Consider the following 232-nt stretch of genomic DNA (forward strand, 5'->3'; position numbering starts at 1 on the left):
TAAGCCAGGTTTCAAACCTCAAGCCGCTTTTATTCTTGGCTCCGGCCTCGGTGTACTGGCCGATGAACTGGACGATCGCGTCGTTATTCCTTACCAAGAGCTGGATGGCTTCCCAATCAGTACCGTTGAAGGCCATTCCGGCGAACTGGTACTGGGTAAAATGTTTGGTATAGATGTGGTTTGCATGAAAGGCCGCGGACATTATTATGAACACCAGACCATGAAAGTGATG

Annotated in this window: 1 pseudogene; it reads left to right on the top strand. The window is 49.1% G+C overall.

The features are described from left to right. A pseudogene (locus tag ACYP03_RS28240) lies at positions 1-232 on the top strand (purine-nucleoside phosphorylase); the annotation flags it as partial.

This window comes from Photobacterium sp. R1 (genome assembly GCF_054600795.1).